Annotated in this window: 18 protein-coding genes and 4 riboswitches; of the genes, 14 read left to right on the forward strand and 4 right to left on the reverse strand. The window is 45.8% G+C overall.

The window, feature by feature from the left end:
* Positions 1-84: 84 nt before the first annotated feature.
* From AB4Z45_RS09350 to metE, 5 genes are all read left to right on the forward strand, one after another.
* Positions 85-693 (forward strand): TVP38/TMEM64 family protein, encoded by a 609-nt coding sequence (locus tag AB4Z45_RS09350; protein ID WP_441908884.1) that lies wholly within the window; start codon positions 85-87, stop codon positions 691-693.
* A gap of 227 nt (positions 694-920) precedes the next feature.
* Positions 921-1,751, forward strand: a complete 831-nt coding sequence (kduI, locus tag AB4Z45_RS09355; RefSeq protein ID WP_441908885.1) for a 5-dehydro-4-deoxy-D-glucuronate isomerase — start codon at positions 921-923, stop codon at positions 1,749-1,751.
* Positions 1,752-1,776: 25 nt separating this feature from the next.
* Positions 1,777-2,571, forward strand: coding sequence for a DeoR/GlpR family DNA-binding transcription regulator (locus tag AB4Z45_RS09360; protein ID WP_441908886.1), 795 nt, complete (start codon positions 1,777-1,779; stop codon positions 2,569-2,571).
* 4 nt (positions 2,572-2,575) lie between these two features.
* Positions 2,576-3,331, forward strand: a complete 756-nt coding sequence (kduD, locus tag AB4Z45_RS09365) for a 2-dehydro-3-deoxy-D-gluconate 5-dehydrogenase KduD (RefSeq protein ID WP_339207638.1) — start codon at positions 2,576-2,578, stop codon at positions 3,329-3,331.
* Between the two features lie 144 nt (positions 3,332-3,475).
* Positions 3,476-3,669, forward strand: a riboswitch (cobalamin riboswitch).
* A 149-nt stretch (positions 3,670-3,818) separates the two neighbouring features.
* Positions 3,819-6,125 carry a 5-methyltetrahydropteroyltriglutamate--homocysteine S-methyltransferase gene (metE, locus tag AB4Z45_RS09370; protein WP_441908887.1) on the forward strand — a complete coding sequence of 769 codons (2,307 nt, stop codon included), beginning with the start codon at positions 3,819-3,821 and terminating at the stop codon, positions 6,123-6,125.
* A 74-nt stretch (positions 6,126-6,199) separates the two neighbouring features.
* Here metE and AB4Z45_RS09375 read toward each other — a convergent pair whose 3' ends face one another.
* Both AB4Z45_RS09375 and AB4Z45_RS09380 read right to left on the reverse strand, forming a co-directional pair.
* On the reverse strand, positions 6,200-6,625 hold the full coding sequence (locus tag AB4Z45_RS09375) for a hypothetical protein (protein WP_441908888.1): 426 nt from the start codon (positions 6,623-6,625) through the stop codon (positions 6,200-6,202).
* A 3-nt stretch (positions 6,626-6,628) separates the two neighbouring features.
* Positions 6,629-6,790, reverse strand: a riboswitch (cyclic di-AMP (ydaO/yuaA leader).
* A 46-nt stretch (positions 6,791-6,836) separates the two neighbouring features.
* Complete coding sequence (locus AB4Z45_RS09380) at positions 6,837-7,265, reverse strand: hypothetical protein (protein WP_441908889.1); 429 nt, start codon at positions 7,263-7,265, stop codon at positions 6,837-6,839.
* A gap of 439 nt (positions 7,266-7,704) precedes the next feature.
* Positions 7,705-7,903: riboswitch (cyclic di-AMP (ydaO/yuaA leader) on the forward strand.
* Positions 7,904-7,994: 91 nt separating this feature from the next.
* Positions 7,995-8,165: riboswitch (cyclic di-AMP (ydaO/yuaA leader) on the forward strand.
* A 118-nt stretch (positions 8,166-8,283) separates the two neighbouring features.
* Here AB4Z45_RS09380 and AB4Z45_RS09385 point away from each other — a divergent pair.
* The 6 genes from AB4Z45_RS09385 (at position 8,284) to AB4Z45_RS09410 (ending at position 15,599) form a co-directional block, all read left to right on the forward strand.
* A complete protein-coding gene (locus AB4Z45_RS09385) occupies positions 8,284-8,682 on the forward strand; it encodes an NAD-binding protein (protein ID WP_441908891.1) in 399 nt (132 codons plus the stop codon).
* A gap of 123 nt (positions 8,683-8,805) precedes the next feature.
* On the forward strand, positions 8,806-8,883 hold the full coding sequence (kdpF, locus tag AB4Z45_RS09390; RefSeq protein WP_441909086.1) for a K(+)-transporting ATPase subunit F: 78 nt from the start codon (positions 8,806-8,808) through the stop codon (positions 8,881-8,883).
* An 18-nt stretch (positions 8,884-8,901) separates the two neighbouring features.
* Positions 8,902-10,581 (forward strand): potassium-transporting ATPase subunit KdpA, encoded by a 1,680-nt coding sequence (gene kdpA, locus AB4Z45_RS09395; RefSeq protein WP_339207644.1) that lies wholly within the window; start codon positions 8,902-8,904, stop codon positions 10,579-10,581.
* An 18-nt stretch (positions 10,582-10,599) separates the two neighbouring features.
* A complete protein-coding gene (gene kdpB / locus AB4Z45_RS09400) occupies positions 10,600-12,633 on the forward strand; it encodes a potassium-transporting ATPase subunit KdpB (RefSeq protein WP_441908893.1) in 2,034 nt (677 codons plus the stop codon).
* A gap of 31 nt (positions 12,634-12,664) precedes the next feature.
* Positions 12,665-13,273, forward strand: a complete 609-nt coding sequence (kdpC, locus tag AB4Z45_RS09405) for a potassium-transporting ATPase subunit KdpC (protein ID WP_441908894.1) — start codon at positions 12,665-12,667, stop codon at positions 13,271-13,273.
* A 4-nt stretch (positions 13,274-13,277) separates the two neighbouring features.
* Positions 13,278-15,599 carry a histidine kinase gene (locus AB4Z45_RS09410; protein ID WP_441908896.1) on the forward strand — a complete coding sequence of 774 codons (2,322 nt, stop codon included), beginning with the start codon at positions 13,278-13,280 and terminating at the stop codon, positions 15,597-15,599.
* A gap of 70 nt (positions 15,600-15,669) precedes the next feature.
* Here AB4Z45_RS09410 and AB4Z45_RS09415 read toward each other — a convergent pair whose 3' ends face one another.
* A complete protein-coding gene (locus AB4Z45_RS09415) occupies positions 15,670-15,993 on the reverse strand; it encodes a winged helix-turn-helix transcriptional regulator (RefSeq protein WP_076267930.1) in 324 nt (107 codons plus the stop codon).
* A gap of 147 nt (positions 15,994-16,140) precedes the next feature.
* On the opposite strand from AB4Z45_RS09415, the gene AB4Z45_RS09420 reads away from it, so the two are divergent.
* The 3 genes from AB4Z45_RS09420 (at position 16,141) to AB4Z45_RS09430 (ending at position 18,891) form a co-directional block, all read left to right on the forward strand.
* Complete coding sequence (locus AB4Z45_RS09420) at positions 16,141-16,905, forward strand: DODA-type extradiol aromatic ring-opening family dioxygenase (protein ID WP_441908897.1); 765 nt, start codon at positions 16,141-16,143, stop codon at positions 16,903-16,905.
* 31 nt (positions 16,906-16,936) lie between these two features.
* Positions 16,937-17,683: a GTP cyclohydrolase II gene (locus AB4Z45_RS09425; protein WP_441908899.1), complete on the forward strand. Its 747-nt coding sequence runs from the start codon at positions 16,937-16,939 to the stop codon at positions 17,681-17,683.
* 245 nt (positions 17,684-17,928) lie between these two features.
* Entirely contained in the window at positions 17,929-18,891 is a 963-nt protein-coding gene (locus AB4Z45_RS09430) for an aldolase catalytic domain-containing protein (protein WP_441879082.1), read from the forward strand.
* A 67-nt stretch (positions 18,892-18,958) separates the two neighbouring features.
* Here the strand turns inward: AB4Z45_RS09430 and AB4Z45_RS09435 are convergent, their stop codons facing one another.
* Entirely contained in the window at positions 18,959-19,261 is a 303-nt protein-coding gene (locus AB4Z45_RS09435; protein ID WP_441908900.1) for a hypothetical protein, read from the reverse strand.
* Between the last annotated feature and the right edge of the window lie 297 nt (positions 19,262-19,558).

Genomic DNA, 19,558 nt, shown 5'->3' on the forward strand with positions numbered 1-19,558 from the left:
AAACTTAAATTTGACACAATGCATTGCTCGTATTTATCTTCAATAATGATAAGCTGGAGATATCTACTATTCAGGGGTACAACGATGCTCAAAAAAACAGGTTTAGCTGCTTTGTATGCCAGTATTGCTTTTCTTATTTATCGTTATGGCGATGTGATTTTGACGTGGTTTCAGCAAGCGGATCATGTGCCGCTCGTCGTCATTATGGCAACGCTCGTCGCACTTTTTCCTGTCATCCCGTATCCCGTAATCGGCGGGCTCATTGGTGCTGCTCTTGGCCCAGTGTTAGGCGCGGCAGTGACTTGGACGGGCTCAGCGGCAGCATCCATTGTGATGTTTCTGTTTATCCGCTATGGCTATCAAGAGTGGGGGAAGAAATTTCTCTATCGTTATCCAAGCATCGGAAAACTAACGGTGATGTTTGAGCAGAATGCTTTTCTGACGATTATGTTTGCTCGGCTCATTCCGTTCATTCCATCCATTGCAGTTAATATGTACTCGGCGCTAAGCCGTGTTTCCTTTACCGTTTATGCGATCGCCTCATCGATTGGCAAAATTCCAGCGATGCTGTTGTTCGCCACGATCGGTGACACGCTTATGACGGACCCAAGAAACGTATTTGTTACCGTCTTAGTATACGGCTTGTTTATGGCGGTATCTCTTTATGTTTATCGAAGGTGGAAGCTTCAGTAGATTTCTTCTAAAACAACAAACGGCCTCTTTGCAGATGATGCGCGCGGAGGTCGTTTTTTTTGTTGTACACTCTTTTCGAAAATAAAATGCTCCTGCTATTCCAAAATGTTTAAAATGTTCTTTTTATGTTCGTAAATGTATGTTATTATAAAAACGAACAATAACAAACATTAGCGTAGCTTGCGAGGCGAGTCTAACGCAAATAACTTTTAGGAGGCTTTTATCCAATGGAAGTACGCCATACTACGAATCCTACTGATGTGAAGCAATATGATACGGAACGTCTGCGCAGCGAGTTTTTGATCGAAAGCTTGTTTGAGCAAGATCAATTAAAAATGACATATACGCATTATGACAGAATGGTTGTAGGCGGAGCATTGCCTGTGAACGAGACGCTTGAGCTGGAGGATGCTGCAACACTAAAAACCGAATATTTCTTGGAGCGCCGCGAGGTTGGCTTCTTGAATATTGGCGGACCTGCTTCGATTTCCGTTGATGGGGAAGTATACGAGCTGAATAAGCTCGACGTGCTGTATGTTGGCAAGGGCAAACGTCAGGTGCTGCTTTCAAGTGTCGATAAAGCGAACCCTGCGAAGCTTTATTTCTGTTCCGCGCTTGCGCATGCTGAAATTGCAACACGCAAGATGACGATGGAGGAAGCGAATCCGACTCATCTTGGTTCGCAGGAGACTTCCAATGAACGTATTCTTTATAAATATATTCACGCAGACGGCATCCAAAGCTGTCAGCTTATGCTTGGTGTAACGAGCTTGAAGACGGGAAGCGTCTGGAATACGATGCCTTCGCATGTCCATGACCGCCGCATGGAAGCCTACTTGTACTTCGATATGAATGCTGATGCTCGCGTATTCCATATGATGGGCGAGCCTTCGCAGACGAGACATCTTGTTGTTGCCAACGACCAAGCAATTCTTTCACCGCCATGGTCGATCCACTCAGGAGTGGGCACAAGCAATTATACATTCTGCTGGTCGATGGCTGGAGAGAACTACACATTTACAGATATGGACGCCGTACCTGCAAGCGAGCTAAAATAGAAACATTCGCTACAGGGGGTGCACTATGCTTGCTGCCGAACGGCATCGTAAGATTATAGATAAATTGGAGCAGCTTGGCGCGGTCAAAGTTTCCGAGCTAAGCGAGCTGTTTCAAGTAACGGAGAAAACGGTTCGTGAAGATCTAGAGAAGCTGGAAGAAAAAGGATTGCTGAAACGGATCCATGGTGGAGCCGTGCCCCAGCAGGGAGGCGAGGATAGCCTATACCCGCTGCAATTCCCAAATAGTAAGCATCAACAGGAGAAAGCGGCAATCGCAGCGCTAGCTCTCTCCTGTATTGAGCCTAATGATATTATTGCGCTTGATGCGGGAAGTACAACGCTCGAAATGGCAAAGCGGCTGCCTAACATGCCCATTACTGTGCTTACAAACGATCTGCTTATCATTCGTGAATTGACTGCTAAGGATCAGGTAAGGCTCGTTATTCCCGGAGGCTACCGGCATAACAATTTACTTATCGGCGCAGAATCGCAGGAATGGATTAAAAGACTGAATGTACACAAGCTGTTTCTTTCCACAACCGGCATTCATATGGAATATGGGCTTACCATATTCACAGAAGAATTGACGAAGCTGAAGAAGCTGTATATGGAAAATGCCAAGGTCGTCTACTGCCTTGCCGATCATAGCAAATTCGATAAGGGTGCACTAATAACGTTTGCTGGTTTGCATGAAATTGACTATATCATCACAGATGAAGGTATAGATGCGGACGTTGTGGCGAGGTATGAGTCACAAAATATAAAAATGATGAAAGCAGCGCTTTCGGAAAATGGGAAGCGTACTAAAGGTAGGAGCTGAGCCGATGAGTTTGTTTGATTTGACGGGTAAAACAGCTGTCGTCACAGGTGCAGGGCGCGGACTTGGAGAAGCGATTGCGCTTGGATTAGCACGAGCGGGTGCGGATATCGCGCTTGTCACGAACCAAACGCCTGCTGACAAAACGGCAGCAGCGATAAGAGAGCTTGGACGCAAAGCGATTACAATTCAGACCGATATTGCTGACCGAACGAAGCTTGCTGGAATTGTTGATCGTACAGTTGAAGAACTGGGACGCATCGATATTTTGGTCAACAACGCGGGTATCATTCGCCGGACGCCAGCTGCAGAGCATAGCTACGAGGACTGGCAGGATGTACTCGACGTTAACTTGAATTCTGTATTTCTCCTTTCCCAGCTGGCTGGGAAACATATGATTGAACAGGGCTCAGGGAAAATTATTAACATTGCGTCGATGCTAACCTTCCAAGGCGGAATTAATGTTCCGGGCTATACGTCCAGCAAACATGCCGTTGCCGGTCTTACCAAAGCGCTTGCCAGCGAATGGGCAGCTAAAGGCTTGCAGGTAAATGCGATAGCCCCAGGCTACATGAGTACAGACAACACCGAAGCGCTTCGCGAGGATCCTGTTCGCAGTGCTCAAATTTTGCAGCGCATACCAGCGGGACGCTGGGGGACATCGCAGGATTTGATTGGACCAGCGGTGTTCCTAGCCTCTTCAGCTTCTGATTATATGAACGGCCATATCTTGGCTGTTGATGGCGGTTGGCTGGTTAGGTAATTGTATAAAAAACCAATAAGGCTTTCCTTTTGCAGCGCAGGCTGCTTGGAGGAAAGTCTTTTTTTGATATTATAATGATTTCCATTGTATGGTTATTATTTTGCGTGTATAGTTATTCGTGATCCTAAAAAATGCGATCAACAATTGAAATAAGTGGAAATAGGTGCTCTTGCGGTATAGCTTGAGCTTAAAAGGGAAGTCCGGTGCAAAACCGGCGCGGTCCCGCCACTGTAACAGAGGAGTCTAAGCGCTAACGCCACTGATCTAAACCGGTTGGGAAGGCAAGCTTACGATGATGATTCTGGAGCCAGGAGACCTGCCTATTTGAACGACACTGATTTTACCTACGGGAGATAGGGAGGTGTTAAGACAGAACCGTTGTTTATTAAAACGCCGGGCGTCTTTACCTTTGCTTCTTTAAGGTAACGACGCTCTTTTTTGTGCTTTTATTTCATGATAATTACATTTATTAGGAGGAAATATGAACGTGAGCAAACTGCAAAACAGTGTACTTGGATATCCGCGTATCGGCGAAAATCGGGAATGGAAAAAAGCGCTTGAAGCTTTTTGGAAAGGTGATTTGGACGAAACGGTATTCCTTCAAACGCTTGAAAGCATTCGCCTTAACAACCTGAAGCTGCAAAAGGATAAAGGAATTTCTTTAATCCCTGTTAATGATTTTACGTTGTATGATCAAATGCTGGATACTGCAGCGATGTTTGGCCTTGTGCCAGAGCGTTTTTCCTACGATGGAGGTCCTGTTCCCGTACAGACCTACTACGCAATGGCGAGAGGGACACAGGAAGCACAAGCCTGCGAGATGACCAAATGGTTTAATACCAACTATCACTATATCGTGCCGGAACTTGCGGGTGCTGCACCGGTACTGACGGAAAACCGTCCGCTGATTGCATACCGCGAAGCCAAAGAAAAGCTTGGCATTGAAGGTAAACCTGTCATTATCGGTCTATACACCTTCCTCAAGCTGTCGAAGGGCTACGATGCCAAGCAGCTTCCGCAGCTTATTGAGCAGTTTATACCGCTTTATGCTCAGCTGCTTAAGGAGCTTGAGCAAGAAGGCGTACAATGGGTGCAAATCGATGAGCCCATCCTTGTTACTTCGATTTCTGAGGAAGAGATGCAATGGGTTGAATCTATTTATGCAAGGCTGAACCAAGCAGCACCAGCGCTTAACATCATGCTTCAAACGTATTTTGAAGCGGTTGAGCATTATGAAGCTGTAGTTGCTCTGCCGGTACAAGCGATCGGTTTGGATTTCGTTCATGGCTTAGTGCAAAACTTGAAGTCGCTGGAGCAATTTGGTTATCCGAAGGATAAGCTCGCTGGTATCGGACTTGTAGATGGACGCAACATTTGGCGCTCAGACTATAAGCAAAAGCTCGAATTGCTGCAAAAGCTTTCGGCATACATTCCAGCTGAGCGCACGATCATTCAATCGTCATGCAGCCTGCTGCATGTGCCGGTAACGGCAAAAAACGAAACCAATCTGCCAGTAGAGCTGCGTGAGGCGCTTGCATTCGCGGAAGAAAAGCTGGATGAAATCGTGTGGCTAAGTGAAACAGCGACTGTAAATGCGGCGGACATCTCAGAACTGCGCAAGCTTGAGCTTAAGCTTAACGGCGAGCGGATTCATCATTTATCCATTTCTCCTGCCCGCAATCGTCAAGCTGCTGATGCAGCAGTGGTATCGGCGCATCCTTCAACGAGGCAGAATCCATTTGCGGAGAGACAAAAGCTGCAGCAGCAAAAGTGGAATTTGCCGTTCCTTCCAACAACGACAATAGGCAGCTTCCCGCAAACGCTGGATGTACGTCAAGCAAGGCAAAAATGGAGAAAAAACGAGCTCAGCTCACAGGACTACTCTTCCTTTATCAACGATAAAATTAAAAATTGGATTGAAATCCAGGAAGAGCTTAACATTGACGTCCTCGTTCACGGTGAATTTGAGCGTACGGACATGGTCGAATTTTTCGGAGAGAAGCTCGATGGTTTCGCATTTACAAAAGGCGGCTGGGTTCAATCGTATGGTTCCCGCTGCGTAAAGCCGCCGGTCATTTATGGCGATGTTGTATTTACTGAACCAATGACAGTAACCGAAAGCGTGTATGCGCAGTCGCTGACAAGCCGTCCGGTAAAAGGGATGCTGACGGGTCCGATTACGATTTTGAACTGGTCATTTGTCCGCAACGATATCACACGCGAGCAGGTCGCATACCAAATTGCGCTTGCACTCTCAGAGGAAGTAAAGGCGCTTGAGACTGCAGGCATCGAAATGATCCAGGTTGATGAGCCAGCTTTGCGAGAAGGCTTGCCGCTTAAACGCAGTGATTGGGATGCTTATTTAAAATGGGGCGTGCATGCGTTCCGTCTATCGACTTCAGCTGTGCGTGACACAACACAAATTCATACACATATGTGTTATTGTGAGTTCCATGATATTATCGATTCCATTCTTGCGCTGGATGCGGATGTCATCTCCATTGAAACCTCGCGCAGCCATGGCGAGCTGATTCATAGCTTTGAGGAGAACACCTATGACCAAGGCATTGGCTTGGGCGTTTACGACATTCACAGCCCGCGTGTACCGTCCGTGGAAGAAATGGTCAGCATGATCGAGCGCGCCATTAAAGTGCTAGATCCTACGCTCTTCTGGATCAATCCGGACTGCGGCTTAAAAACACGCGGAATGGAGGAAACGGTTGCTTCACTGCGCAACATGATGCTGGCTACTTACCAAGTCAGAGAGCAGCGTGCTGCATTAGCGAAGGTTTAAACCCTAAATACAATAAGACAGTCCAGAACTAGGTTATCTGTTCTGGACTGCCTTTTTTTTTCTTATGAACGAAATTAATCCAAAGAGATGTAGGAGACGGAACGTTGACGCAAAACAGACTCTTCATGGTCGTTGCTGTACGGGGCTGCATCGGCGGATTGTGCTAGGACATGCTTGACGGCGGAGACGAATAAGTCGAGAACGCGCCCATCCTGATCCGTTTTGTCATAGTGATACTGGTTAAGAGGTGGTAGAGGAATGCTGCCGATAAAAGACTGAAGCAGGTCGCTCCATCGTTCTAAGTCAATGGGCTCTTCTGTGTCGCTGGCAAATAGTTCACTCCAGCCGAAGCCTTGATTGCTTGTTAAACGAAGACATACCCGGTGGCCTGCAGAATCGACGGCAAGAGCAGGAATGACGAATAGCTCGATTCGTGTGACAGATAAATAAGGGGTCTGTTCCGTAAAAAGATGCAGATTTCGTGCACAATTTGTCAACATATACATCTCTCCTTTATTCGCTTACGAGGTTAGCTGTCGGATTCGGGCTAGAGAGAAAGCCCTACCAGGGTTACAAATCCCTGGATTCACCCCTTGCGAATCGATTTCGATCGATCGCGATGGTTCCCCCGCTTTTTCATTCGAAAAATTCAGCGTAAATAGTTTACTCTTAATTATACCCTTCATTAGCGCATCTGTAAATCAGAACTGCTTAAAATAACGATGCATAGGAGACAGCTTGTTTAAATAAAGTATGCTCTTCACGGTCATATTCACAGTTTGGAAAAGTGTAATGATTGGATTCTATATGCAAAGCAGCAGCTGCAAACAAATGATATATACGCTCGTCCTTCATCATTGGATCTGTTTGAATAACCAAAGGAGAAGTAAGAGGAAGAGTGCCGATGAACCTCAGCAGCATACTGCTCCATCTGATCCAGTCGCGAGGCTTCTCGGATTTTTTAATAAACAGCTCGCTCCAGCCATGACCATTAGCAGTGGAGAGCCTTAGGCAAACACGGTAACCATTCGATTCAAGCAAGGAAGCCGGCAGCACAAACATTTGAATTCGTTTAATTTCAAACAAGGCAGCTGATTGATTTTCTAAGCTTGGCAAGGGTACTTCAACTGGTGTAGACATCAATGAGATCTCTCCTCGATTTGAATAATTCACCGACAATACTCAGCCATATTGGCTTGCCGTCTATGGTAAACCCGAAATGAAATATTGTAAAACTGTGGTATATCGTGAAAAGGCAGCCATATGCCAAATTAAAAGAAATCCATTCGTTATGCCAGTAAAAAAAGGGTAATTCTTCGAAATACTCGTTTATTCTCTTCCATTCTCGATTATAGAGAAATCTGATTATTCACGCATAAAATCGTTAGAAAGGGAATGAACACTATTTTTGAAAACAAGAGTAAAACTGAGAAATAGTGAGATATCGAGAGATCGAAATGAATGTAAGCGTTGCGAATCGCTCTGCAAGGCTGAAATTGGCTAAATTAGGCAGCAGACTGCCTTTACAGTATTTATAGCGAGGAGTAATATTCGATACAGGATTTATAAATAAGTTTCGATTTACTGATCGCTGAGTTTCCGTGAAAGCGGAAGCGGGGGAACCAATAATGACGCGATGCGCCTGTTCGATGTGAGAGTCGAACAAACGCAGAGCAGGGGTGAATCTTTGACAGGTGCCATGGATACCGGTCAAAGTAGGGCGACTCTCACCGCCCGAATCCGACAGCTAACCTCGTAAGCGTGGACCGAGAGAGGAATGATGAAGCTTGTGATCGATTAACTTCGACCGCAGAGTGTCATAGACCTCTGTGGTTTTTTGTGCCCAAAAAAGTTTAATTTGCTACAAAATGTAAGAAAACGCTGAGTCCTGCAGCAGCAGGAACGGGGGAACCAACGAACGATTCGTGTGCAATCACGACTTCGCTTCATGGGGTGAATCGCTTGAAAATGATCAAGCGTAGGGCAACTCTCAAGGCCCGAATCCGACAGCTAACCTCGTAAGTGTACTCGAGAGAGGCAACAGCCATCGTGCTTCCCGCGGCTTATTCTGCTGCGGGCAAAGAAGCCGCGGGAAAAGTTCCTCTTATCCCAAGGCTTCTTTTTTGTTGCCTTTTTTACCATATGGAGGAGAATTCGGTTGCAGGAAGAGCATATTATTGTTGCTGGTCTAAACGAGGCTGGCCAATCATTCATACGAACTTTGCAGTTTCATCAATTAAAATTTATCGTTTTGACCAATAGCAAACAGGAAGAAAAACAGCTTCGCAAGCAGGGTATCAGCAATGTTTTGTACATCAATTCGAATGATCGTCAAAGCTGGAATGTTCCTTCGATGACCATTAGCGAGGTATTTATATTCGAGAGCAGCTTGGCGCTTAGCTGCCGCTTTGTACAGTGCTGCAGAGCTTGGACCTCAAAGTCCATTTACGTCATCACACAGCAGTGGAATCCAAGGGCTATTTACAAGGGGCTCGGAGCGGATCATATCGTATTCTCTCATACCGGTGAAGTCGGTTTTCTATTAAGCAGCAAATAATGCAGGAGGGGTTTACATGCAGGATTTTTATATGTTCGGGGCGTTGTTAGCTAGCTTCGGTTTATTTTACGGATTTTTAACTTGGTGCTCCAGTGTTATTGAGAAAACAGGGGGCGAAGGCCAATGACTCTCATAGCGATAGCGGCTGTATTTGTTTTCGTTTATCTGATTTATGCGTTAATTCATCCGGAGAAGTTTTAATAGAGGGGGATTTACAAGATGGATATTTTACAATTGCTTATCGTCATTGCCGTTCTTGTATTGTTAGTTAAGCCGCTTGGTACTTACGTCTATCATGTGTTCTCAAATGAACACAATCGGTTAGACAAAGTATTCGGAGGGACGGAGCGATTTATATTTAAGCTTATTGGTCTCAAAAAAAGAGAGGGCATGAGCTGGAAGATATACGCACTCAGCTTTGTTGCAACCAATTTAATTTTAGTTGCTTTCAGCTATTTGATATTGCGGTTCCAAAATGCGCTGCCGTTTAATCCAAATGGCATGGCAGCCATGGAGCCTACACTGACTTTCAATACAGTCATCAGCTTTATTACCAATACGAATCTTCAGCATTACAGCGGGGAAAGCGCCTTATCTTATTTCTCCCAAATGGCGGTCATCATGATGATGATGTTCACGTCAGCGGCGACGGGCTTCTCGGTTGCCATCGCGTTTGTTCGTGGGATTACGAGTAAAGGAACGACGATCGGCAACTTTTTCGAGGATTTTGTAAAAGCACACACAAGAATTTTTCTTCCGATTTCCTTTATTATCACGCTAGTGCTTGTCGCTCTTCAGGTGCCGCAAACACTTGATCCAACATTTACAATTAAAACGCTTGAGGGAGCCATGCAGCAAATTGCAATCGGTCCTGTAGCTTCGCTTGAATCCATCAAACATTTGGGCACAAACGGCGGCGGTTTTTTTGGAGTGAACTCGGCTCATCCATTTGAAAACCCAAATCCATTAACGAATGTGATTCAAATCTTGTCGATGTGGGCGCTGCCGGCTTCGCTGCCTTATGCATTTGGGCTTTTTGCTAAAAACAAAAAGCAGGGCTGGGTTGTATTCTCCGCCATGATGTGTCTGTTTCTAGTGTTTCTAAGCCTTGCTTACACATCGGAGAAAACAGGCAATCCTGCTATGAGCGCACTAGGAATCGACGCTACTCAAGGAAGCATGGAAGGCAAGGAAGTAAGGTTCGGTATCGCGCAATCGGCACTGTTCACAACGGTAACAGCTGCTGCGACAACGGGTACCGTCAACAATATGCATGACACGCTTACACCGCTTGGCGGCTTGGTCCCGCTTGCTGAAATGATGCTTAATGTCGTATTTGGAGGCAAGGGAGTAGGGCTTATCAATATGCTCATGTACGCCATACTAGCTGTGTTTATATGCGGGCTGATGGTTGGGCGAACGCCAGAGTTTCTGGGACGAAAAGTAGAGCCGCGAGAAATGAAACTGATAGCGATAGCGATTCTAGTTCATCCCTTCATTATATTGGTGCCCACCGCCATCGCTTTTATGACGGATTTGGGTCACGGAGCGATTACGAATCCCGGATTCCACGGCATTAGCCAGGTGCTTTACGAATATACGTCATCGGCAGCGAACAATGGCTCCGGCTTTGAGGGATTAGGCGACAATACGCCGTTCTGGAATATTAGTACTGGGCTAGTCATGCTGACCGGCCGTTATATTTCGATGATTGCGATGCTTGCGGTTGCAGGTTCTCTTGTTCGCAAGCAGCCTGTTCCAGAAACAATCGGGACGTTCCGTACAGATAATGGACTTTTCACTATATTACTAATTGGTACTGTTCTTTTAATTGGTGCATTAACCTTCTTGCCGGTCATCGTGCTTGGGCCGGTTGCAGAATATTTGACACTCCGCTAACGGATGAGGTGAACGATAATGAATAAAAATAAGAAGAATAATTTGCTGTCGGGAGATGCGGTTAAACATGCCGTCATCGATAGCTTTGTGAAATTAAATCCAGCTACGATGATGAAAAATCCAGTTATGTTTGTTGTCGAGGTAGGGACGGTTATCGTTCTGCTGATGACTATTTTTCCAAATTACTTTAATTCTCAAGAACGCATAGGCTTTAATATTACCGTGTTTTTCATCCTGCTTTTCACGCTGCTGTTCGCTAACTTTGCTGAAGCCATTGCAGAGGGCAGGGGCAAGGCACAGGCCAATTCGCTCAAAAAATCTAAGCAGGAAATGAGCGCCAATAAGCTCGTCGGCAGCTCTATTGTAGTCGTATCATCAACGGAGCTTCGCAAAGGCGATATTTTCATCGTATCCCAAGGTGAGATGATTCCTGGTGATGGCGAGGTCATTGAAGGGCTGGCTTCCGTAGATGAATCAGCGATTACAGGTGAATCGGCGCCAGTTATTAAAGAAGCTGGAGGAGATTTCAGCTCGGTTACAGGCGGTACAAGGGTTGTGAGTGACAAAATTAAAGTGCGCATGACGAGTGACCCTGGGGAGTCATTCATCGATCGGATGATTGCCCTTGTTGAAGGAGCGAAACGTCAGAAGACGCCTAATGAAATTGCGCTCAATACACTTTTGACTAGCTTAACGATTATTTTCTTAATTGTAGTCGTTACGTTGGCACCAATCGCTGACTATTTGGGTATCCACTTAGAAATTCCAGTATTAATCGCGCTGCTCGTATGTTTGATTCCGACGACCATCGGCGGATTATTATCAGCAATCGGCATTGCTGGGATGGATAGAGTAACTCAGTTTAATGTACTGGCTATGTCAGGTAAGGCTGTTGAAGCAGCAGGCGACATTAATACGATGATTTTGGATAAAACAGGAACGATCACGTTCGGCAACCGGATGGCAAGCGAGCTTGTCCCTGTCGGAGGCAGCAATCTTCAAGCTTTATCGGGTTGGGCGGCTATTAGCTCGCTTAAGGATGAAACGCCTGAAGGCCGATCTGTGCTTGAATGGATGAAGAAGCAGGGCTCAAGCTATGATGCTTCACTTGCGGAAGGCGGCGAATTTATTGAATTCAAAGCAGAGACGCGAATGAGCGGTATTGATCTGGCAAACGGCCGCCGAGTTCGGAAGGGCTCTGTCGATGCGGTTCGGAAGTGGGTAGCTTCTCAGGGGGGAACCATCCCGTCCGATTTAGAAAATATTTCGAATACGATTGCTACATTAGGCGGTACACCGCTCGCAGTAGCTGTTGATAACCAAATCTTTGGTGTTATCTATTTGAAGGATACCGTTAAGCCAGGAATGAAGGAAAGATTCGATCAGCTGCGTGAAATGGGCATCAAAACGATTATGTGTACGGGAGACAATCCGCTTACTGCAGCAACCATCGCACATGAAGCGGGAGTCGACGATTTTATTGCGGAGAGCAGGCCGGAAGATAAAATAGCGGTTATACGCCGTGAACAAGCCGAAGGAAAAATGGTTGCGATGACTGGTGACGGTACAAACGATGCTCCTGCACTTGCCCAAGCGGATGTGGGTCTTGCTATGAACAGCGGGACGATTGCTGCAAAAGAAGCTGCCAATATGGTTGACTTGGATTCGGACCCTTCCAAAATTATTGAAGTCATTGCTATCGGCAAGCAGCTGCTTATGACAAGAGGGGCACTGACGACTTTTAGTATCGCTAATGATATCGCCAAATATTTTGCAATCATTCCAGCGATGTTCATGCTTGCCATTCCCGAGATGGGCGTTCTAAATATTATGAATTTAGGTTCTCCATTGTCTGCTATACTGTCGGCGCTTATTTTTAACGCCATTATTATTCCTCTGCTTATCCCGCTTGCCATTAAAGGCGTAGCGTACAAACCGATGAGCGGAGCCAAATTGCTTAGCCGCAACGTATTCATTTATGGTCTGGGCGGTGTCATTGTTCCGTTCGTTGGCATTAAACTCATCGACTTTGCAGTGCATTTATGGATTTAATATAACCATACACGAAAGAAGGCTTACCTATATGAATGAACAAGCGAAAAACGCTTCACGATTTCAGTTGTCGTCTTTAATGATACCTTTACGAATCAGCATCATATTTATGATTATTTGCGGCATTATTTATCCGCTTGCAAGCACGGGAGCAGCTCAGCTGCTGTTCCCTAAGCAAGCGAATGGTAGCCTTATAAAGGATAGCTCCGGCCAAGTCGTTGGTTCAGAGCTGATCGGCCAAAGCTTTGTTGATCCGAAATGGTTTCAAGGACGTGTATCAAGCATTGACTATAATGCTGCCGGTTCTGGATCGAATAATTTTGGACCATCCAATCCAGCTTTAATCGAAAGAACCAAAGCTTCGATTGAAGCTTGGAAGGCACAAAATCCAGATGTACCGGTTTCCCAGCTGCCGATCGCTTTAATTACGAACTCGGGCTCAGGCCTTGATCCGCATATTACGCCACAGTCGGCTGATGTACAGATCGCAAGAATCAGCAAGCTGACCGGCGTATCGCCAGCAGAGCTTGAGCAATTGGTTAAATCAAATACGGAAGGACGCGATTTAGGCGTTTTCGGTGACGAACGGGTTAATGTGTTGAAGCTGAATATCGCATTGTCAAAAATGTTGGGGGAATAGCCATATGGCTCCACTGAAAAAGAAAACGCCAGAGGAGCTGCTGCTCTCCATCGCAAAGCTGCATCAAGGACGTCTGAAAATACTCATTGGAGCGGTAAGCGGTTCAGGCAAAACGTATCATATGCTGCGAGAAGGAACAGAGCTGAAGCGAGATGGCATTGATGTTGTTCTTTGCGCGGTTCCTAGGCCGCAGAGTCCGGAGACGCTCGAATTGATTGAACCTTTCGAGCGTGTGCCAAGCATTCATTGGGAGAAGGATGGTGCTGAGCAAAAGGATCTTGATCTGGATGCTTTGGTTAAGAGGGACGCTGAGGTGCTGCTCATCGATGGGCTAGCCCATCGCAATCGAGAAGATGCAAAGTTTCAAACGCGGCTAGAAGATATTATTTTTTTGCTTGGCAAGGGCATAAGCGTTATTACGACAATCAATGTGTATGAGCTCGAGGGTGTAGATCAGGCTGTTCTCAAATGGACGGGGATTCGTCCGAGCTGCACCGTTCCTGCTCATACGCTTGAGCTTGCTGATGAGGTTAGGCTGATTGATGTATCGCCTGAAACGATGCTAAAGCGGTTTGAGGATGGAACGCTTGGCGTAAAGCCCGATCCTGCAATTTCCCTGCGGGGAAATCTTGCGGTGCTGCGAGAGCTGTCGCTGCGGCTCGTCGCAGAGGGAGTCAATGAGTCGCTGGAGAAGCATCGGGAGGAGATGGGGCTCACGGGTCCGTCGGGTGCTTCCGAGCGTATTCTGGTTACCGCACAATATCATTGGAACGGCTCTTTATATGTAAGAAGAGGACAGCAAATTGCCCGCAGGCTTAATGGAGATGTCGTAGTCGTTTCCTTTAAAGAGCCGCAAAAAAAACTGACCAAGGAAGAGCATGCTTTTAAAGCTTCAATAAAGAAGCTTACCGTTAAAGTAGGGGGTACATTTGAGGAGCTGCCGTTGCAAAGCCGCCGTCGTTTGCCGTCCGCTCTAGTAAGGTATGCGGAGGAGCACCAGGTTACTCGCATCGTTATGGGCCATTCCAAGCAGAGCAGATGGCAGCAGCTCAAACAGGGCTCGATTGTTGACAGCGTACTGCGCAAGCTGAGGCAGATCGATTTATTTCTTATGGCAGACCGCTCAGAGCAAGAAGGCGAGCGGATTTTGCCTGTTAAGCAAAGAAGTGATTCGCGAAAAGCGTTGTTTCGAAGGTTCAGCCCAGATGAGCGCGAGCAGCAAATGGAATCCATCAGAAGAGGCAGCTTCAATCTGTATATCGGGGCGGCGCCAGGCGTCGGTAAGACGTATCGGATGCTTGCTGAAGCGAACATGATGTATCAGAAAGGTATAGATGTCGTTATTGGCATCGTGGAAACACATGGGCGCGAGGATACATTGAAGCAGATTGGAGAGCTGCCGATTATCGCTAGGCAAACGATTCAATATCGAGGTACTCAGCTCGAAGAGATGGATGTTGAAGCGATAGTTAGCAAAAATCCCGATGTTGTGCTGGTGGATGAGTTAGCTCATACGAATGTGCCGGGCAGCTTGAGGAAGAAGCGTTATGAGGATGTCATTTATTTGCTGCAGAAGGGAATATCGGTTGTTTCGACGATGAATGTACAGCATATTGAAAGCTTGAATGACGCCATCGAACAGGTTACTGGCGTTCGTGTTAGAGAAACGGTACCCGATGCGATCATAAGGCTGGCAGATCAAGTAGAGCTGATCGACGTGACACCGCAAATGCTGCAGCAGCGTATGAGAGATGGGAAAATATATGCCAAAGCTAAAGTGGAACAAGCGCTTGGTGCTTTTTTCACGACGGGCAATTTAATTGCGCTGCGAGAGCTTGCCCTTCGCGAGCTTGCTGATGATGTGGATGAACGGCTTGAAGCATGGGATCGCAATCAGACGCTGCGTGGAACGCTGCGCCGAAGAGAGGTCATCTTTGTTGGCATCGATATTCTCGCGGACGCAGAGCGGCTTATTCGGCGGGGCTTCCGCATTGCGTATCGGCTGAAGGCGCAGTGGCATGTGCATCATGTGCAGGATGGCGCACCTTGGACAGACGAGGCGATCAATAAGCGTGATCTGTTGATGAAGCTGACCGAGAGGCTTGGCGGAGTATTTGAAATGTCCAAAGCGGAGAGCAGGGAGCATATTGCGGGTACACTTCTAACGGCAGCCAATCGCATCAAAGCAACGCAGCTTATCGTCGGGCAGCCTAGCAAAAAGGCATGGTATGCAAGCTTTCGCGGCAATATCGTCCGTGAATTGCTGCAATCCGGCCGTCATATGGATATGCTCATTGTGGCGAACCGGATTACGGATAAACATTAGAAAAAGGGATTATCTAGTCAGCGCTTAAACCCCGCTGAGCAGATAATCCCTTTTATGCTTGTAGGCTGGATTAGACTTTGGTTATCGGTTCAATCCAGTCTTGAGACCACACTTGTATTTCACGGATAATCGGCTCAAGAGCAAGGCCTTTTTCCGTTAATGAATATTCTATGCGTACAGGTATTTCAGGGTAAACATGTCTATCGACAATACCTTCATTCTCAAGCTCTTTGAAACGTTCTGACAGCAATCTGCCGCTGATCGGAAGGGCGGATTGAACGGCGCAGAAGCGCTGCGGGCCGGACAAAAGCTGGAATATGATAAGGCCGGTCCAACGCTTGCTTATAAGTTCCATTCCCTTCTGAAAACGGGGACAAAGGTTAGATTGATCCATGCGCATCACCTCTTTTTACTTCTAATAAGTATAACTCCAATATCTTATTTATACAAGCACACTTGGATATTGTTAATTACTTGACTATCTTTAGTTATAAAATTATAATTAGTTACAAATAGTAAGTGAATTTAAGGAGGTACCGCAATGAATCCTTTATTTCTAGCGCATGGATCACCGATGCTCGCTGTCGAGCAAAATGAATATAGCGAATTTCTGAAACAAACAGGTGCCAGTCTAAAGCCGGATGCGATCGTTATTTTCACAGCGCATTGGGAGACGGATATCGTTACGATTTCATCCAAGGATGATGAATATGAAACGATTTATGACTTTTATGGTTTTCCTGATGAGCTCTACCAGATCAAATATGCTGCTAAAGGCTCAGTAAGAGTCGCTGAGCATGTTGGCCATTTGCTGAGCGAAAATAATATTCAGGTAGCATATGATAATGAAAGAGGACTGGATCATGGCTCATGGACGATGCTGAAGCATATGTTCCCGAAGGTAGATATTCCTGTCGTTCAGATTTCTGTAAATCCATATCGTGCTCCAGAGGAGCAGTTCCGAATTGGCGAGGCGCTGCGCAGCTTGAGCTCACAAAATATTTTGCTCATTGGCAGCGGCGTGACCGTTCATAATCTTCGTGCTGTAAACTGGGGACAGAAGGAGCCGGAGAGCTGGGCTGTCCAGTTTGATGATTGGCTAATAGAGAAAATGAATAAGCACGATACAAATTCGCTATTTCAGTATGAACAGCTTGCTCCGCATGCTAAAATGGCAGTACCCCGTGCAGAACATTTTGTTCCATTATATATAGCTTTAGGAAGCGGCAGCCAGGAGTCAGCTCCAAAGGTCATTTATCGAAGCTATGAATTTGGTACGCTAAGCTACTTATGCATGCAATTTTAATTGCGTATACTTTTAGAGAAGGTGAACTAGCATGATTAAACCTAATATAGCAGCACTTATTAAAAACAAACTAAAACGAACGCAAAGCGGCAATGATGACATTTATGTGATCGGTCCTGTGAAGCTTCCCGTCGACCTTGACGGAGAAACTAAGATTTTTCATTGGTATAGCTGGCTCCGCAAAGAAGCAGGCGAGGAGCTGTCTCCCGAGCAGCTCGTTGATGATTTAAATCGTTTCTCTTATGCGGATCTGCAGCAATCAAGCGTTCTCGTATATGGCGATTTTGAAAATAATGAAGACGCGCTAATTCGAATGCACAGCATCTGTCATACAGGCGATATCTTCGGAAGCGCAAGATGTGATTGCGGTTTTCAGTTAAAGCAATCGATGCGGATCATAATAGAGCATGGTACGGGGGCGCTCTTTTATTTAGCCAATCACGAGGGCCGTGGAATCGGTTTGTTCAGTAAAGCGATTGCCTACCTGCTTCAAGAGGATGGGCTCGATACGGTTGATGCGAATACAGAGCTTGGTTTCGCAGATGATTCACGCGATTATAGTGATGCAATTGCTGTACTGAAGCTGCTGCGGAAGCACCCGGTATCGATTATCACCAACAATCCGCGGAAAGTGGATGCACTGCGCAAATCTGGCATGAACGTGGCGGGAAGAGTGCCATTATGGGGCAATTCCTCTACTTATAATGAAAAATATATCCAAACGAAAATGAAGCGATCGGGTCATTATGGACAAGAGCCTCAAACGCTTGTTAAATAATTTATTTGTGAAAGCAGCCAAAGAAGCCGGTTTCTTCGTTAATTCGTTGAGACGGCTTTTTTGTCTGAACATTGGTCATAATAGTCAAAGTAGATGTCCTATCGCTGGCCTAGAAGGTGTTTGCAGAGTAGACAAAACTGCTTCTAAATTAACCATAAAACGACAAAATTATTTTGCGTTCCTCTTTCTTTTCAAGTATGATGAGATAAAATGAACTCATGTTCACATCAAAGGAGTAACAAAGCATGCAATCAAAAACAAGCCACTGTAAAATTGTTGACTGCACGATCCGTGATGGCGGACTCGTAAATAATTGGGATTTTAGTGTCGAGTTCGTTCAGCATTTGTACCAAAGCTTGAACGAAGCCGGCGTCGATTATATGGAAATCGGCTACAAAAACTCTCCAAAACTGCTTAAGGGTGCTGAAAGTGCAGGACCTTGGCGTTTTCTAAATGATGATTTCTTGAAAAAAGTTATCCCTAACAAAGGAAATACGAAGCTTTCCGCACTTGTTGATATCGGTCGTGTTGACGAGAACGACATTTTGCCGCGCAGCGAGAGCTTGCTTGATCTGATTCGCGTTGCTTGCTACATCCAAGATGTAGATAAAGCGCTTGAGCTGGTTAAAGTATTCCATGATCGCGGATACGAAACGACAATTAACATTATGGCTCTCTCTAACGTAATGGAGAACCAGCTTATTGAAGCCTTCCAGCTTATCAATGAGAGCGTTGTTGACGTTGTTTACGTCGTTGACTCCTACGGCAGCTTGAAGCCAAGCGATATGAGCTACCTCGTTGACAAGTTCCGTCAGCATTTGCCTAACAAACGTCTAGGCGTTCACGCACACAACAATTTGCAGCTTGCATTTGCTAACACGCTGCTAGCAGCAGAACATGGCGTTGAGCTGCTTGATGCATCTGTTTATGGCATGGGCCGCGCAGCGGGCAACTGCAACACGGAGCTATTGGTATCCGAGCTTCAAAACACGAAATACAACATCCGTCCTGTCCTTGATATGATCGAGAAGTACATGGTTCCGCTTCGCGAGAAGGAAGAATGGGGTTACATCATTCCTTACATGATTACAGGTATTTTGGATGAGCATCCACGTTCCGCTATGGCGCTTCGTGATTCTGCAGACAAAGATAAAGGCGTAGAGTTTTATGATCGCCTTACAACGCCTGAAATTGCTCACGGCAAATAATAATAAACCAAAAGAAGCTAAGGCAAGTCATTAACATGACTTATCTTAGCTTCTTTTTTTGTGTGAATTATGTTTCAAGCAGCTCGCCATCACCCCGAACAGCAGCAGCTTGATGAGGCTCATTCGGATGAAAATAGCCTTTGCCTCGGAAGGTTTGCCCACTGCTGGCGACAGCAGTAAGCTCAATTCTGATATCCTCATTTCTGCCAAACCATGCTAATAGCTCACGGTCGCCAACGCCATTTATATCAACGTACCATAATCGATCCCCATACTCCGTAACTCGAATGAGCTCAGCGGAAGTAAAAGAAAGCTGAATCGTCTTTTGCTGATAAGTCATTTCAAATGCGATTAATTCGAATGTTTCCAAGGTGAAGTCCTCCTGAATAATTGCTTCATGCAGTCGATCATGGGACTCGCAGCATGTCTGTTAACGATTGTAATGTTACTGGCTTATTAATGCAACATTATACTTCCAATAATCGTCAGATTAGGAAACGTAAATATAAATAAAAGGGGCTGAAAGAATGAAAGTGGGTCATTCTCTCAACAAGGCAATTAGACAAAGAAAAAGTTGGATCTTCTCGATTACCGTTGTGTTGCTTTCCCTGTTTCTTGTATTAAGCGCGTGCTCTTCCTCTAAGAATGATGCCTCGTACAGTGGTAA

Origin of the sequence: Paenibacillus sp. MCAF9, from assembly GCF_052114265.1 — a bacterium.
GTDB lineage: Bacteria > Bacillota > Bacilli > Paenibacillales > Paenibacillaceae > Pristimantibacillus.